This is a genomic window from Kitasatospora sp. NPDC029312, from assembly GCF_055569215.1.
In genome coordinates, this window is record NZ_JBVHXY010000002.1 from 118,058 (window position 1) to 132,445 (window position 14,388).

Annotated in this window: 16 protein-coding genes and 1 riboswitch; of the genes, 6 read left to right on the forward strand and 10 right to left on the reverse strand. The window is 69.5% G+C overall.

All coding sequences use genetic code 11. The features are described 5' to 3' along the window. Nucleotides 1-103 precede the first annotated feature (103 nt). From ACZ4WV_RS02070 to ACZ4WV_RS02105, 8 genes are all read right to left on the reverse strand, one after another. Nucleotides 104-340, reverse strand: a complete 237-nt coding sequence (locus ACZ4WV_RS02070; RefSeq protein WP_465741845.1) for a DUF397 domain-containing protein — start codon at nt 338-340, stop codon at nt 104-106. Nucleotides 341-437: 97 nt separating this feature from the next. After that, nucleotides 438-686 carry a hypothetical protein gene (locus ACZ4WV_RS02075; protein WP_465741847.1) on the reverse strand — a complete coding sequence of 83 codons (249 nt, stop codon included), beginning with the start codon at nt 684-686 and terminating at the stop codon, nt 438-440. 171 nt (nt 687-857) lie between these two features. After that, nucleotides 858-986, reverse strand: coding sequence for a hypothetical protein (locus ACZ4WV_RS02080; protein WP_465741849.1), 129 nt, complete (start codon nt 984-986; stop codon nt 858-860). A gap of 13 nt (nt 987-999) precedes the next feature. Then, the gene (locus tag ACZ4WV_RS02085; RefSeq protein WP_465741851.1) at nt 1,000-1,221 is read right to left on the reverse strand and encodes a hypothetical protein; all 222 of its coding nucleotides are present in this window, start codon (nt 1,219-1,221) and stop codon (nt 1,000-1,002) included. 40 nt (nt 1,222-1,261) lie between these two features. Continuing rightward, the gene (locus ACZ4WV_RS02090; protein WP_465741853.1) at nt 1,262-2,092 is read right to left on the reverse strand and encodes a helix-turn-helix domain-containing protein; all 831 of its coding nucleotides are present in this window, start codon (nt 2,090-2,092) and stop codon (nt 1,262-1,264) included. Beyond that, nucleotides 2,089-2,610 (reverse strand): DUF6879 family protein, encoded by a 522-nt coding sequence (locus ACZ4WV_RS02095; protein ID WP_465741855.1) that lies wholly within the window; start codon nt 2,608-2,610, stop codon nt 2,089-2,091. Before ACZ4WV_RS02095 ends, ACZ4WV_RS02090 begins: the two co-directional genes overlap by 4 nt. A gap of 333 nt (nt 2,611-2,943) precedes the next feature. Further along, on the reverse strand, nt 2,944-3,216 hold the full coding sequence (locus ACZ4WV_RS02100) for a hypothetical protein (RefSeq protein WP_465741857.1): 273 nt from the start codon (nt 3,214-3,216) through the stop codon (nt 2,944-2,946). Then, nucleotides 3,213-3,662: an ATP-binding protein gene (locus ACZ4WV_RS02105; protein ID WP_465741859.1), complete on the reverse strand. Its 450-nt coding sequence runs from the start codon at nt 3,660-3,662 to the stop codon at nt 3,213-3,215. The genes ACZ4WV_RS02100 and ACZ4WV_RS02105 overlap by 4 nt, the downstream gene beginning before the upstream one ends. 203 nt (nt 3,663-3,865) lie before the next feature. Here ACZ4WV_RS02105 and ACZ4WV_RS02110 point away from each other — a divergent pair, with 203 nt between their 5' ends. Together ACZ4WV_RS02110 and ACZ4WV_RS02115 are read left to right on the forward strand one after the other, a co-directional pair. Continuing rightward, on the forward strand, nt 3,866-4,729 hold the full coding sequence (locus ACZ4WV_RS02110; RefSeq protein WP_465741861.1) for a helix-turn-helix domain-containing protein: 864 nt from the start codon (nt 3,866-3,868) through the stop codon (nt 4,727-4,729). A 26-nt stretch (nt 4,730-4,755) separates the two neighbouring features. Beyond that, nucleotides 4,756-4,944: a DUF397 domain-containing protein gene (locus ACZ4WV_RS02115; RefSeq protein WP_465741863.1), complete on the forward strand. Its 189-nt coding sequence runs from the start codon at nt 4,756-4,758 to the stop codon at nt 4,942-4,944. Nucleotides 4,945-5,008: 64 nt separating this feature from the next. Here the strand turns inward: ACZ4WV_RS02115 and ACZ4WV_RS02120 are convergent, their stop codons facing one another. Together ACZ4WV_RS02120 and ACZ4WV_RS02125 are read right to left on the reverse strand one after the other, a co-directional pair. After that, nucleotides 5,009-6,004, reverse strand: a complete 996-nt coding sequence (locus ACZ4WV_RS02120) for a ribonucleotide-diphosphate reductase subunit beta (protein WP_465742162.1) — start codon at nt 6,002-6,004, stop codon at nt 5,009-5,011. Nucleotides 6,005-6,024: 20 nt separating this feature from the next. Beyond that, nucleotides 6,025-8,424: a ribonucleoside-diphosphate reductase subunit alpha gene (locus ACZ4WV_RS02125; protein WP_465742164.1), complete on the reverse strand. Its 2,400-nt coding sequence runs from the start codon at nt 8,422-8,424 to the stop codon at nt 6,025-6,027. Between the two features lie 191 nt (nt 8,425-8,615). Further along, nucleotides 8,616-8,747: riboswitch (cobalamin riboswitch) on the reverse strand. A gap of 530 nt (nt 8,748-9,277) precedes the next feature. On the opposite strand from ACZ4WV_RS02125, the gene ACZ4WV_RS02130 reads away from it, so the two are divergent. The 4 genes from ACZ4WV_RS02130 to ACZ4WV_RS02145 all read left to right on the forward strand — a co-directional run bounded on the left by ACZ4WV_RS02130 (nt 9,278) and on the right by ACZ4WV_RS02145 (nt 14,387). Then, nucleotides 9,278-10,204, forward strand: coding sequence for a hypothetical protein (locus ACZ4WV_RS02130; protein ID WP_465741865.1), 927 nt, complete (start codon nt 9,278-9,280; stop codon nt 10,202-10,204). Nucleotides 10,205-10,343: 139 nt separating this feature from the next. After that, nucleotides 10,344-11,798 (forward strand): glycoside hydrolase family 26 protein, encoded by a 1,455-nt coding sequence (locus ACZ4WV_RS02135; protein ID WP_465741867.1) that lies wholly within the window; start codon nt 10,344-10,346, stop codon nt 11,796-11,798. Between the two features lie 155 nt (nt 11,799-11,953). Beyond that, a complete protein-coding gene (locus ACZ4WV_RS02140; RefSeq protein ID WP_465741869.1) occupies nt 11,954-12,811 on the forward strand; it encodes a hypothetical protein in 858 nt (285 codons plus the stop codon). Between the two features lie 124 nt (nt 12,812-12,935). Beyond that, on the forward strand, nt 12,936-14,387 hold the full coding sequence (locus ACZ4WV_RS02145; RefSeq protein ID WP_465741871.1) for a glycosyltransferase family 2 protein: 1,452 nt from the start codon (nt 12,936-12,938) through the stop codon (nt 14,385-14,387). Nucleotide 14,388: the final 1 nt, after the last annotated feature.

Below are 14,388 nucleotides of genomic sequence, written 5' to 3' on the forward strand. Positions count from 1 at the left end.
CCCTCGTACCCGGAGAAGGACAAGGCCCCTCCTCCTCGGGGGTGTTGGGCCCCCCGCTCCCCACACGGGACTGCGGGCACCCGGGGAGAGGTGTCGGGTGGCGTCAGACGGACAGGCCGAACCGCGCGGGGTCGATCCCGGCGGTGGTGAGCTCCTCGGTGGTGAAGAGGAGGGGCGCACGGTCGGGCTGCTTGCTGTCGCCGAGGGCGTAGACACCGTCCTCGACCAGGCCGAGGGTCACACACGACTCGCCGTCGTCGCCCCCGCCCTGGTTGCCGCCGCACGAGCGGCTGAACTCGACGCGGGAGAGGTCGAGTTCGTACAGGTTGCGTTCGATCATCGCCTGCACCTTTCGGTATCGCTTCGGGGCAGCACGGAACTGCCCCGCTCCGCCCAGGGCTTGGGCGGAGGGCTTGGTGGTGGGGGAGGGAGAGCGATCAGCGCCAGAGGCTGATGCGGGTGGTGAGCTGGTCGACGGGCACCTGGCGCGGCGGCGCGTCCGGCTCGAACAGCGGCCGGACCAGGGCCCGGCCGCTCGCGGCGCCCACGAGTTCGACCAGGCGCCCGGTGGTGAGGTCCTTGCGGATCGGGTTGTTGTCGATCCGCGCCATGAGTTCCGCGTGCGTGCGGCGGCGCTTCGGCGGACAGTTCGCGGCGGTCGGCTGCGCGACACCGGCGTCGGACATGGAAGGCTCCCGTGTCTCGCGGGAACTTTTCGGCGAGCCACCAAATTACGGGGAGCCGAGGCCTTTTCTTGCGTCCTTTCCTGTTCCGGAAAGAACTCGTCCGGCATTTGCGTGCGCAGGAAGTCGGATTAGCCGACTTCCTGCGTATGAAGGCCTCGCTGGAGTGGCCGACTATCGGCGGCCGGAAGCCCACTCCTCCAGCTTGGTCCGAGCGTCCTCGCCCCAGAGCGAAGACTCCTCGAAGGTTCGGAACGTGCCCAGGTGCGCCTGCACGTCGTGGGATTCGCGGAACACGAGCACGCTCGCGGCCACCTCAGCGGTGATCGCCAGGGATCAGGGCCAGACTGGCGCTGACGCGCTCCGGCGTCGCGAGCAGACCCGTGATCATGGTTGGCAGGAAGTAGCGGAGTTCCGTCGAGGCCTGCTCAAGGGCCGCCAGCTCGACCTGCTTCGCGCCCATGCCGCTATCGCGAAGAGTCTCGGCGCCCTGCCACTCCATACTCGCGATCCGGGCCGGACCCGGCTGGTTGCGCACCGCAACTCCTGTGGGTTCTGAGTGGACTGAGAAGCTCGCGTCACCGGGCACCACCCGGCTCTTCCAAGAACTCGTCCCGGATTTCTTCGAGTAGGCGCCGCATGGGGTCACCCGCCAGAGCCTTGAGTTCGAACCGACTGAACCGCGCCAGGTATAGCTCCACATCTTTTGGCTCGCTGGTGGTGATTTCCGCATGGGGAATCTCCACGATCACCAGCCGCTTGTCGTAGACGACGAAGGATGAGGACGGCGCTTCAATCATGGGAGCTGTGAGTGGAACAATGCCGATCGAGACATTGGGGAGGCGAGAGAGCGAGATGAGTCTGTCCAGCTGGACAGCCATCTCGCGCGGGGAGACAAGTCGCCAGCGCAGCACTGATTCGGTGATCAGGTAGCGAAACGACTTGGCGGATTCGAAGAGTACGGCTTGGCGTTGGAGCCGGGCGCCGATGGTCCGTGACAGCACCTCCTCCGTCAGGCCCTTCGTACTCAGGATCGCCCGGATGTACTCCGGTGACTGACACAGGCCAGGGACGCAGGACGGCTGGAAGACCCGTTGAACAGCGGTCTCGGCTTCCACAGAGCGGATGGCATCTTGGTGCAAGTGGAAACCGCTGCGGCGGTAAAGCCGCCACGCCGTCGCCTCGGTAGCTTCTCGACGAGCTGTCTCGACCAATCCGGCCCGGACCTCGTCGGACACACCGATTGCCGCGAGGATTCGGTCCACGTCCATTACTGTCGGGGTGATCTTCCCCGTTTCGATACGGCTCAGTTTGGATGGGGACATGGCAGCGCCGCGGGCGACTGCCTTGGCCTCTTTCCCGCTGGCCTTTCGCAGCTCCCGCAGCGTGCTACCGATATTCGCTCTCACTTACTGCTGTGCCGCTCCCACCAGTCCGCGAACGGCTCGGCATGGCTCAAGGCTGTGTCTCGCCAGTGAACCCATTTCTGAACGTCGGACTCTTCCTCTGCCCCGAGGAATCCACCCTCGCTGTCGTAGGTCATCGAGACGGTCCTGGATTCGTCGAACATCCAGAAGTCGGGAACACCTTCGAGAGGGTTCGGCTTCTCCGTGGTGTCGAGGATGAAGAACTCCTCGCCGACCGTGGCGTTGGTCTGGTATCCCCAGCCCAGTTCGAACTGCAGGTAGGTGGTGAGAGGCCGAGCCAGGACGTGGACCCGGTACATTCGGCGGCCGGCGTCGATGTTCCGCCGGACTTGCGCCAGCCACCGGGAATTGTAGTCGTCGGGCTTCGGGTTCCCGGCAAGGAACGCTTGGTAGGCGTCCACGTTGCCGGACTTGCTGTAGTCGTCCAGCGTCTCCAGCCGGAACGCTTCCTGCTGGAAGGTGTCGAAGAGTGCGCCGAAGGCGTCAGGAGAGATGGTCACGGGCAACCCTCATCAGGAGGTCAATCGGGATGCGTACGGCTGTCTCGGTGTCCGGAAGTCGCATCGTAGCTAGCGCTTCCGGGTCGTCCACCTTGAAACCTTGTACGACCAGTTCCCCGGGTGTCAGTGGCGTAGATCGTCGGGCAAGGCCCGTTGTCGCAGGAGCTGTCTAGTTCGGTCAGCTTCACGGCTGTGTCCTCCCCTGGCTTCTCGTTCGATGTTCCCGACCCTCCAAGCGCAGCGTCAAGGACTCGATCTTGCGAGAACAGGAAATCGGTCAGGTTGGTCGTGGCCGTACCCGCCCGGCGTGAGCGCCGGGCGGGGACGGTGAGTTCAGAGCCGGTGGGTGGTGATGGTGATCGGGTGGGTGGTCGAGTCGGTCAGCTCGCCGACGTAGAGGGTGAAGCTCCAGGTGCCGCCTCGGGAGAGAGCGCGGGCGACGCCTTCGCCGCTGCCCGGGCCGATGCAGATCCGGATGAAGTCCCGGTGGGCCTCGCGGATGGGGAGTTCGCGGACGCGCTCCCAGAGGACGGGGAGCGCGTGGTCGAGGCTGGGGAAGAGTGCGGGGGCCATGATCCCGGTGATCCCGGCGCGGACGGCGCTCACGCGGCGGCCGTCCCGGAGGAGGCGGCGATGTGGCACCAGATGAACTTGCCGATGCCGCCCCTGCGCGGGCAGCAGCCCCAGCTCTGGGCCAACTTCTGGACGAGGAGCAGTCCTCGGCCGCTCTCGGAGCAGGCGGAGGCCGGGCGGGGCGCCGGCTTCCCGCTGTCGGCGTCGTGCACCTCGATGCGGAGAGTGTCGTCCGGGGCGAGCTGGAAGCGGACGAAGATCAGGCGTCCACGGGGGGATCGGGCGTGCTGGATGGCGTTGGTGACCAGCTCGCTGACCAGCAACTCGGCGGTGGGGAGCAGGAGTTCGCCGGTGGGGAGGGGGAGGAGGAAGGAGCGAAGCTCTTGGCGGGCGGCTCGGGGGGACTTGGGGTGCCGGGGCAGCCAGCAGGTCTGCTCGGTGAGGATGGGGATGGGGATGGGGGAGACGGTTTCAGGCATGGCGGGGCCACCTCTGGGTGTGCGGGTGACAGCGACTGAAGAAGGCATGGGGATGCCCGGTGAAAGCCCGCCATAATCACGTTGAGTCGACGAGCGGACTACGTTGAGTAGCATGCGCCGGAAAGGAGCCCGCTCGCAACTTGCTCGATGGAAATTTTCCAAGATCGTTTCTGAGGGGTTATGATCTGGTCCAAATCGGCGTGATGGAGCATCAGATGAGCCAAGCGCGACCCACAGTGCGCCGCAGGCGGTTGGCAGCCGCTCTGGTCAGCCTGCGTGAAGAGGCCGGCAAGTCCCCTGAACAGGCGGCGGAGCGAATCGGCTGCCATCGTTCGAAGATCAGCCGGATAGAGAACGCGAGATTGGGCATCTCGCTCGGCGAACTGCGCGACCTGCTGACGTTCTACGGCGTGGAGGACCAAGGCCGGGTCGATGAGTTGATCGCGCTCGCCCGTCGAGGTCGTGAGCCAGGATGGGTGCAGCGGGCGAGCTTGGCTCGGCCGTCCTACTCGGACTTCATCGACTACGAGGAGACGGCGGACTACATCAGGTCATTCGAGAATGTGTTGATCTCTGGTCTGCTTCAGACGCCTGACTATGCTCGCGCGGTGATGCAAGCCAAGCCGTCGGGGCTGACTGCCGAGCAGGTAGACGCTTTGGTGACAGCTCGAATTGAACGGCAGACGGTGCTCAACAAGCCCAGTCCGCCACGTCTGTGTGTGATCGAGGGCGAGTCGGCGCTCCGTGTTCGGGTGGGCGGGGCAAAGACGATGGCCGGGCAACTCGACAAGCTGGTTGAGATGGCTGAGCATCCGTATGTGGAGCTCCAGGTCTTGCCGGACCGCGCCGGTGCTCACGCTGGCCTGATGGGGTCGTTCGTGATGTTCAGCTTTCCTTCGCCGGACTACTCCGATGTCGTCTGCGTGGAACACCGGACGGGGACGCTCTACATGGAGACGTCAGCCGAGATCGATGAGTACACGCTGATCTTCGACTCCCTCCGCTCAATCGCCTTGAGTCCGGCTGACAGTCTCGACATGATCGCTCGAGTACGGCAGGAGTTCTGAACTCTGGGCAAGGGATGGGATGAGTCATGACCAACGAGTGGCACAAGAGCACATACAGCGGGCAGGGTGGGAACTGCGTCGAAACGCAGACCAGGTTGTTGACGACTGCGGTTCGGGATTCCAAGGATCCCGATGGCCCTCTACTGCTCTTCCCGGCTGAGGCGTGGGCTTCCTTCCTCGCCGGGGTCAAGTCCGGGGAGTTTCCGACCGACTGAAGCAACAGAGGTGCCCCGCACGGGCTGTGGCCGTGCGGGGCACCTCTCTGTGTCTCTCCGCTGCTTAGAAGTCGTCGTCGAAGGAGACGGAGCCCTCGACCGCGACCTGGTACGCCGACACCCGGCGCTCGAAGAAGTTGGTCAGCTCCTGGACGTTCTGGAGCTCCATGAAGCCGAACGGGTTGGTCGACCCGTACCGAATGGGCATCCCCAGGCGGGCCAGGCGCTGGTCCGCCACGGCCTCCAGGTACTGCCGCATCGAGTCGGTGTTCATGCCCGCCAGACCATCACCGCACAGGTCCTGGGCGAACTGGAGCTCGGCCGCGACGGCCTCCTCCAGCATCTCGGTGACCTGCTTGGCCATCTCCTCATCGAAGAGGTCGGGCTCCTCCTCGCGCACCGTGTCGACCACCGACATCGCGAAGTCCATGTGCATGGACTCGTCGCGGAACACCCAGTTGGTGCCGGTCGCGAGACCGTGCAGCAGGCCCCGGCTCCGGAACCAGTACACGTAGGCGAACGCGCCGTAGAAGAACAGCCCCTCCACACACGCCGCGAAGCAGATCAGGTTGAGCAGGAACGCCCGCCTGTCCTCCTTCGTCTGCAGCGAGTCGATGTGGTCGACCGCGTTCATGTACTTGAAGCAGAACTGGGCCTTCTGGTGGATGGAGGGGATGTTCTCCACCGCGGCGAAGGCCGCGTTGCGGTCCTCCGGGTCCGGAAGGTAGGTGTCCAGCAGCGTCAGGTAGAACTGCACATGGACTGCCTCCTCGAACAGCTGGCGCGACAGGTACAGCCGCGCCTCCGGGGAGTTGATGTGCTTGTACAGGCTCAGCACGACGTTGTTCGCGACGATCGAGTCGCCCGTCGCGAAGAACGCGACCAGCCGGCCGATCAGGTGGCGCTCGCCCTCGCTGAGCTTCGCCAGGTCGGCGACGTCCGAGTGCAGGTCCACCTCCTCGACGGTCCAAGTGTTCTTGATCGCGTCGCGGTACCGGTCGTAGAACGACGGGTAGCGCATCGGGCGCAGCGTCAGCTCGAAGCCGGGGTCGAGCAGCATCTTGCGGTCTTCAGGGGTGCTCACTGGCAGGCCTCGCAGGACTCGGGGTTCTCCAGGGAGCAGGCCAGGGCGGCCTCCTCCTCGGGAGTGAGGGTGGCGACGGGGACGGGCGCGGCGGCGCGGGCGGTGCCGGACGCGGCCTGGGCGATGCGGGTCGCGGGGCGCGAGCGCAGGTAGTAGGTGGTCTTGAGACCGACCTTCCACGCGTACGCGTACATCGAGCTGAGCTTGCCGATGGTCGGCGCGGCCATGAACAGGTTCAGCGACTGGCTCTGGTCCAGGTACGGCATGCGGGCCGCCGCCAGGTCGATCAGCGCGCGCTGGGGCAGCTCCCAGGCCGTCCGGTACAGGGAACGGACGTCCTGCGGCAGCCAGTTGAACTCCTGGACGGAGCCGTTGGCGTCGCGCAGCGCGTCGCGGGTCTGCTGGTCCCAGACGCCGAGCTCCTTCAGCTCGCGCACCAGGTACGGGTTGACCTGCAGGAACTCGCCGCTCAGCGTCTCGCGCTTGAACAGGTTGGACACCTGCGGCTCGATGCACTCGTACACGCCGGCGATCGAGGCGATGGTCGCGGTCGGGGCGATCGCGAGCAGCAGCGAGTTGCGCAGGCCGGTCTCGGCGATGCGGGCGCGCAGGGCCGTCCAGCGGTCGGCCCACTGCGGGGCGGCGCTCGGGAAGTGGTCGATGTGCAGTTCGCCGCGGGCGGCGCGGGTCTCGCCGTACGCCTCGTGGCGGCCGAGCTGCTCGGCCAGTTCGGCGGAGCGCTCGTAGGCGGTGAGCATGATGCGCTCGGCGATGAGCGTGGACAGGCGGGCGGCCTCGGCGGAGTCGAAGTCGATCCGCAGCTTGAAGAAGACGTCCTGCAGGCCCATCACGCCGAGGCCGACCGGGCGCCAGCGGGAGTTGGACGTCCCCGCCTCGGTGGTCGGGTAGAAGTTGATGTCGACCACGCGGTCGAGGAACGTCACGGCGGTACGGACGGTGGCGTCGAGGCGCTCCCAGTCCATCGCGCCCAGCAGGTCGTCGGCGGAGGCGCCGACGGCCACGTGGGCGCCGAGGTTGACCGAGCCGAGGTTGCAGACGGCGGTCTCGGAGTCGTCCGTGACCTCCAGGATCTCGGTGCACAGGTTGGAGGAGTGCACCGTGCGGCCCGGCAGGGCGGTCTGGTTGGCGGCGCGGTTGGAGGCGTCCTTGAAGGTCATCCAGCCGTTGCCGGTCTGGGCGAGGGTGCGCATCATGCGGGCGTAGAGGGTCTGCGCCGGGATGGTGCGGACGGCCTTGCCGGCCTGCTCGGCCTTGCGGTAGGCCTCGTCGAAGTCGGCGCCCCACAGGTCGACCAGCTCGGGGACGTCGGCCGGGGAGAACAGCGACCAGTCCTGGTTGGCGTTGACGCGGCGCATGAACTCGTCCGGGATCCAGTGCGCCAGATTGAGGTTGTGGGTGCGGCGCGCCTCCTCGCCGGTGTTGTCGCGCAGCTCCAGGAACTCCTCGATGTCGGCGTGCCAGGTCTCCAGGTAGACGCAGGCCGCGCCCTTGCGTCGGCCGCCCTGGTTGACCGCGGCGACCGAGGAGTCGAGGGTGCGCAGGAACGGGACGATGCCGTTGGACTTGCCGTTGGTGCCGCGGATCAGGCTGCCGCGCGAGCGGATGCGCGAGTAGGACAGGCCGATGCCGCCGGCGTGCTTGGACAGCCGGGCGATCTGCGCGTAGCGGTTGTAGATCGAGTCGAGGTTGTCCAGCGGGGAGTCGAGCAGGTAGCAGCTCGACATCTGCGGGTGCCGGGTGCCGGAGTTGAAGAGCGTCGGCGAGGAGGTCAGGTACTCCAGGCGGCTCATCAGGCCGTACAGTTCGGCCACCTCGCGCACCGACTGCTCGGAGTCGCCGACCGCCAGGCCGCAGGCGACGCGGAGCAGGAAGTGCTGCGGGGTCTCGATGACCTTGCGGGTGATCGGGTGGCGCAGCAGGTAGCGGGACTGCACGGTGCGCAGCCCGAAGTACTCGAAGCGGTCGTCGCCGTGGGCGTCGATCAGCGCGTCCAGGGCGGCGGCGTGCTTGGCGACGAAGGCCGCGGTGGTGTCGCCGATCAGGCCCTCGGCGTGGCCGACGGCGATCGAGGCGGAGAAGGAGACCGAGCCCTGGCTGTTCGCCTCGTCCACGATCTCCAGGGCGAGCAGGCGGGCGGCCAGCTTCGAGTACTGGGGGTCCTCGGCGATCATCGACGCGGCGGCGTCCACGGCCAGCCCGCGCAGCTCGGCGAAGTCCGAGCCGGCGTGGCGGCCGCGCAGCGCGGCGGCGGCGACATGACCGGGGTCCACCTCGGTGAGATCGGCGCTGCGGTCGGTGAGCAGCCGCAGCAGCGCGCCCCCGGGGTCGGAGACCGTCGGGTCGGTGAAGGCGGTGCCGGTGCCCTGGGCGGGCAGGGTGGCTGAGGCAGCGGTGGTCAAGGCGCTCTCTCCTGGCGGCGATCGGCGGCGTGATCGGGTGGCACCGGGCCGATCTGGGCAGGGGAGCACGGCGCGAACGCTGAACGCGTCGCGCGACGGTGTCTCCCCGGCCCGCCCGCGAGGCCCGGAGGGGTACTGCTCGTGCTGGCGCGGCCTCTGCGGGAGGGCCGTGGCGCACGCCGCCGGCAGGTACTCGGACTCGCGGACACGGCTGCTGGAGCCGCCCGCACACCGCTGCGGGGCAGTCCCGGATTCGCACCGGGTTCCCCTGCATCGACAGCAGGAGTGAGCATACATGTAGTGGTGTCTCGGTGATGCGGCACCAGATGTTGTGCGGCGCGGTGTGTCGGAACGATGACCGGCGGTACCGGGCGGGCGGCCGTTCGTGGCCTTCCGGGGGCCGGATCCGGGCGTCGGACCGTCCCTGATCCGCCCCGGGCCCGAGCCGATCCGCGCCCCGGCCGGGCGCGGCCGACCCGACGTCAGGGCCGGATCCGGCCGGCGCCCGTCCTGGTTTCGATACGGAACGGTCACCGGGGGGACCGGTGGTCGGGGGGATGCCCTACGATCTGGGCGCATGAGCGACGGAACTGGCGTACCTGGGCAGGGGCCGCAGGGAACGCCCCCCGCCGGGTCGGGGGACGCACGGAATCATCAGCCGGCGGGGCCGGGCCCGGTGCCGCCGCCGAGCGGCGGTTTCGGCCCGCCGCCGGCCTCCTACGGGCCGGTGGTGCCGTCCGCGCAGCCGCTCCCGCAGCCCGTTCCGGCTGTGCCGCAGCCGCAGCCGGTCGCGCAGCCGCAGGCCCAACCAGTGCCGCAACCCCAGCCCGTGCCGCAGCCGATGGCGCCGCAGGCCCAGCCGCAGCACCAGCCGGTGCAGCCGATGGCCGCCCCGCAGTGGCAGCAGCAGCCCCCGCCGCAGCCCGTGCCGCCGCAGCGCGTCGAGCCGGACTGGGAGGCGCTGGCGAACCGCAACGAGGCCGCCGCCAAGCGCAAGCGCCGGATGAAGGTCATCGGCGTCGTGGCCGCGGTCGTCGTGGTGGGCGGCCTGGTCGCGGGCGGTGCGGTGCTGCTCGGCAAGAAGGGCGACCCCGGCAAGACCGGCGGCGGCCCGACCCCCACCGTGGCGGCCACCTCCGGCCGCCCGACCCCCGGCCCGTCGAGCGCGAGCCCGGGCGGCCAGGGTGACGACCCGTCGAAGCCGATCTGGGAGGCCGCCACCGACCCGGCGCCGCAGGACGCGGGGGCGCTGTTCTCCGCGACGCAGGTGACGATCAACGGCGCGACCTGGACCCGGACCGTGGTCTCCCTGGACCAGCCCTGCTGGGACGGCAACTCCACCACCGGCGGGCTGGGCAAGGTCCTCGGTGACCAGGGCTGCCAGAAGGTGCTCCGGGCGACGTACGTCTCCGGCGACAGCGCGGTGACCGTCGGCGCCGCCGTCTTCGACCACAAGATCCAGGCCGAGACCGCGATGAAGAACTACACCGGCCAGCTCAAGGGCCTTCCCGCGCCCGGGGCCCCGGCGTTCTGCGCCAACGCCGGCTGCACCGGCACCCACAGCAGCCTCGGCCGGTACGCCTACTTCACCGTCGAGGGCTCGGCGAAGGGCGGCAACGCCCCCGACGCCACCGCGACGGCGGCGGCCTCCGGGTTCGCCGAGCACGTGAAGGGCCGGCTGCTCCAGCGGGCCAAGGCGGCGGGCTCCGCCACGCCCGGATCCCAGGGCACGCCGGCGGCCACCCCGGCCGGCTGAGCTACGCCGGCATCCCGGTGCCGGCGGACGCGTTCGCCGGGACCGGGGGAGTGTGGCAGGCTCTCATCGGAGTTTTTCGTACGCGTGTTCCGGTTGCGTCCGTGGGGGTCGGTACCGGCGAGCAACCGGAGGAGCGGTCGTGGCCCTGCCCAATGCCCTGCGCGGCAAGTCCGCCGTCCTGGCCGCGGCCGGGATCGTGGTCGTCGCGGGCACCTTCGCGCTGCTGGGCCGGGACGACCGGATCGACGCGACCCAGCCCCTGCGGGTACCGGTGTCGGTCGGCGCCCCGGGGCGCACCCTGCCGCCCGACGTGGGGCGGGACCTGCTCGCCCGTGACCCGCAGGCCTCGCCGAACGCCCGCGCCGTCGACCAGTTCCTCACCGACCTGGAGCGCCAGGCCCGCACCGGGCAGAGCGGCGGAACGGTGATCGGCCAGCACGTCGAAGCGCACAACGAGCGCAACAACCCCGAGTACGGCGACTACCGCGGCACCAAACAGGTCGGCTACTACTACAAGAAGGCCGCCGACATCACCGGGAAGCTGCCGGGCTTCCTGGAGACCGACCTCGGCCCCGGCTACGGCCAGAACGCCTGGGGCGTGGGCAATCCGCGCTCCTACTCCGCCGGCCGCTGGCCCACCTGCCGGGCCGGCTGGCAGTACACCGACGACGCCGTCGACCTGATGGCCGCCGTCTGGTCCGGCCACCCGCGCGCCGACGACGGCACCTACGACAGCTCCGGCGTCCAGCCGAACTGCGACGGCAGCACCACCGAACTGCCCGACAACGGCGGCGCCCCGGCCGGGATCGTCGGCATGTCCTTCCACGAGCCCTACCCCGGATCGGACGTCAAGTCCTTCGACCGGGTGCTCTGCGCCAACTCCCCGGCGGCGAAGGACCCCGGCTGGTTCGGCCGGGTCGTGGACGCCGCGCACGACACCGCCGAGTACCGCGCGCTGATCACCGACCTGTCGTACCTGGCCGACCACCTGGAGTACCTGGCCGCCCACGACGTGCCGGTGCTGCTGCGCCCCTACCACGAGATGAACGTGCAGGACTGCTCCCGCAGGTTCTGGTGGGCGGGCCAGAATCCGGCCGACTACCAGGCACTGTGGAAGATCACCTACAAGTACCTGGTGGAGACGAGGGGCCTGCACAACCTGCTGTTCGTCTGGACGCCGGTGTCCTGGGACGGCGCCCCGGGCGTGGACCCGTGGGACTACTACCCGGGCACCCAGTACGTCGACGTCGTCGGCGTCGACGACTACAGCGGCAGCCCGGCGCACCCGATCGGCACCGGCGAGGTGTGGACCAAGCGCTACTACGACGGGCTCGCCGCCTACGACAAGCCGCGGATCCTGGCCGAGTCCTTCGCCGTCCCCGTCAACTCCCGCCAGCCGGACACCCTGCGGCGCACACCCTGGACGATCTGGACGGTCTGGGGACAGTCGCTCACCGCCGCCAACCTGACCCCGGATCAGCCGCGCAACCCGGCCGCGGACGTCAACGCGACCTACCACAGCCCGTTGGCGATCACCGGCGGCTCCGGCGCGTTCGGCGGGACCGTCGACTGGGGCGGGCTGCACGTCCGGTGAGGTCCACCGGGTTCGCGCCGGGACGCTTGGGGACGCTCCAGGATTCGTCGAACGGGTGGAATTCCGGGTCCGTTGCGGCGTGTGGCATCCTGTGGCGGCGAAACCGAGGACTGGGTGCACGGTCGGGTGAAGGTCCGAAGGGGCGGGGGTAGGGGATGGCACAGACAGGTCCGATACGCGGGGCCGGTGGTCTCGCGGTCGGCTGGGGTGCGGTGCTGCTCGGTTGGGCGGCGTACAACTGCTTCGGCCAGGTCGGCTTCGCCGCGTACGTCAAGGGCATCTTCTACTACGGCGGCTCCTCGGTGGCCGCCGAGACGGGGAGCCTCAACTACGGCCTGCTCTACCTGCTTTCGGGGATCCTCCTGTGGCGCGGGCGCGACTGGGCGCTCGGGGTGGCGGCAGGCGTGGCGCTCGTCGAGGGCTACAACCGGGTGCGCAGCCTGACCGGTGCGCTGCTGGACCAGCCGCAGCGGGAGTGGTTCACCGGGACCACCGAGGGCTGGCTCAAGCTCGCGACCTTCGCGATCGGCGTGGTCGTCACCGCGGTGCTGGTCCTGCTGCTCGCCCGCTCCAGGTGGGGAGCGCGGCCGGAGGCGGCGCCGGCCGGGGAGCCGCACTGGTCGATCATGCAGACCGTGCCGTCCGCGCCGACGCCCGTACCGTACGGACAGCAGCAGTACGCGTGGCCGCAGCAGCAGCCGGCCCAGCCCGACTGGCACCAGCAGCCGATGGCACCCCAGCAGCCCCACGGCCAGCCGCAGCCCGCCGGGTGGCCCCCGGCGCAACCGCAGCCGCCGCAGCCGGTCCCGTACGCCCAGCAGCCCACCCACACGGCGCCGTCGTACCAGCCGACCGTCGCCCAGCAGCAGTGGCCCGCCGCTCCGCCCTTTTCGGGCCAGCCGGGCGGCGGACCGGTCGCACCCGGCCCGGCGGCACCCGGCCCGGTCGCCCCCGGCCCGGGAGTGCCGCCGCCGGCCGACCCGCCGCCCGCGGACCGCCCGCCGCAGGCCTGACCGCCCGCCGCAGGCCTGACCGGCCGCCGCAGGCCTGACCGCCCGCCGCAGGCCTGACCGCCCACCGACGACCCGCGCCCCGCCCGGGGGCCGGACCGACACCAGACGAGGAACGACTTCCGCCATGACGACGACAGCCCCCGCGCGGACGGTGCTCACCACGTCCCGGGAGGCCGCCCGGCTCGCCGAGCGACAGATGTCGTGGAAGCCCCGGGTGCTGCCGTTCTACGTCGCCTTCCTGATCATCTTCGCCTTCTCCATCTGGGCGTACGTCCCCAACCCGACCCCGCTCGGCTGGGCGATCACCATCCTGTGGGGCATGCCCGTGTTCGGCGTGCTGATCGGTTTCCAGGGCGTGCTGATGGTCCGCCGGCGGCTGCGCCAGGTGGACAGGATGACCCCGCCGGCGCCGGTCGAGGACGACTTCCTGATCGTGCTCGTGCCGACCATCGGCCGCCACGACACCTACCCGGCGCTGGAGCGCTCGGTGCTCTCGTACGTCGAGCACCTGCCGCCGTACTTCCCGTGGATGCGGGTGGACATCCTCACCGAGGAGGGCTGCGCCGCCGCCGAGAGGATCGACGAGCTGGCCGAACGCCACCCGCTGATCCGGGTGGTGACCGTGCCGAAGGCGTACGAGACGGCCAACGGCACCAAGTTCAAGGCCCGCGCCAACCACTACTCGCACGAACTGCGGATCGAGGAGGGCGAGGCCGAGGACGACGTCTGGGTGCTGCACATGGACGACGACACCGGCGTCGGCCCCGACACCGCCGCCGCGGTCGCCCAGTTCGTCAACCGGCAGCGCCGCGCCGGGGACGACGCCAAGCACATGGCCCAGGGCATCCTGACGTACCCGCGGGAGAACGCCGTCTCCACCTTCACCTGGCTCGCCGACGCGATCCGCCCGGCCGACGACATCGCCCGCTTCCGCGCGATGACCGGCACCGGAACCCCGATCGCCGGCGTGCACGGTGAACTGCTGATCGTGCGCTCCTCGGTGGAGGCCACCATCGGGTGGGACTTCGGGCCGAAGACCATCGTCGAGGACGCCCAGATGGCGCTGAACTTCTGCCAGCGCTACCCGGGCCGCAGCGACTGGTTCAACGGGCGCTGCTACGGCGCCTCGCCGGCCGGGGTCAAGGACTTCCTCAAGCAGCGCGAGCGCTGGGCCTGGGGCCTGGTCGCGCTCTGCTTCAACAAGACGATCCCGCTGCGGTACCGGCTGTTCATCGGGATGGGCATGGTCAGCTGGGTGCTCGGCCCGCTGCAGCACGTCGGCCTGGTGCTGATGGTGGCCTGGTTCACCGGCACCTGGAACACCTCGCCGGTGACCCAGTCCGTGGTGCTGCTGTGGGCGATCAACTTCGCGTACGTGATCTGGACCTACTGGGAGGGGCTGCGGCTGAACGTGGTCTCCTCGGCCAACCACCGGCGCAAGTGGTGGGAGCCGATCGTCGTGGTGGCCTGCATCCCGGTGTTCTCCTTCCTGGAGGGTTGGGGCGGCCTGCGGGGACTGATCAAGTTCCTCAAGCGCGAGGAGAACAAGTTCGTCGTCATCGCCAAGCCGGCCTGAT

Excerpts from the sequence above, each read along its gene's own strand:
- ACZ4WV_RS02070 (WP_465741845.1), bottom strand. The coding sequence starts at position 340 with ATGATCGAACGCAACCTGTACGAACTCGACCTCTCCCGCGTCGAGTTC.
- ACZ4WV_RS02075 (WP_465741847.1), bottom strand. The coding sequence starts at position 686 with ATGTCCGACGCCGGTGTCGCGCAGCCGACCGCCGCGAACTGTCCGCCG.
- ACZ4WV_RS02105 (WP_465741859.1), bottom strand. The coding sequence starts at position 3,662 with ATGCCTGAAACCGTCTCCCCCATCCCCATCCCCATCCTCACCGAGCAG.
- ACZ4WV_RS02110 (WP_465741861.1), top strand. The coding sequence starts at position 3,866 with ATGGAGCATCAGATGAGCCAAGCGCGACCCACAGTGCGCCGCAGGCGG.
- ACZ4WV_RS02115 (WP_465741863.1), top strand. The coding sequence starts at position 4,756 with ATGACCAACGAGTGGCACAAGAGCACATACAGCGGGCAGGGTGGGAAC.
- ACZ4WV_RS02120 (WP_465742162.1), bottom strand. The coding sequence starts at position 6,004 with ATGCTGCTCGACCCCGGCTTCGAGCTGACGCTGCGCCCGATGCGCTAC.
- ACZ4WV_RS02140 (WP_465741869.1), top strand. The coding sequence starts at position 11,954 with ATGGCACAGACAGGTCCGATACGCGGGGCCGGTGGTCTCGCGGTCGGC.
- ACZ4WV_RS02145 (WP_465741871.1), top strand. The coding sequence starts at position 12,936 with ATGACGACGACAGCCCCCGCGCGGACGGTGCTCACCACGTCCCGGGAG.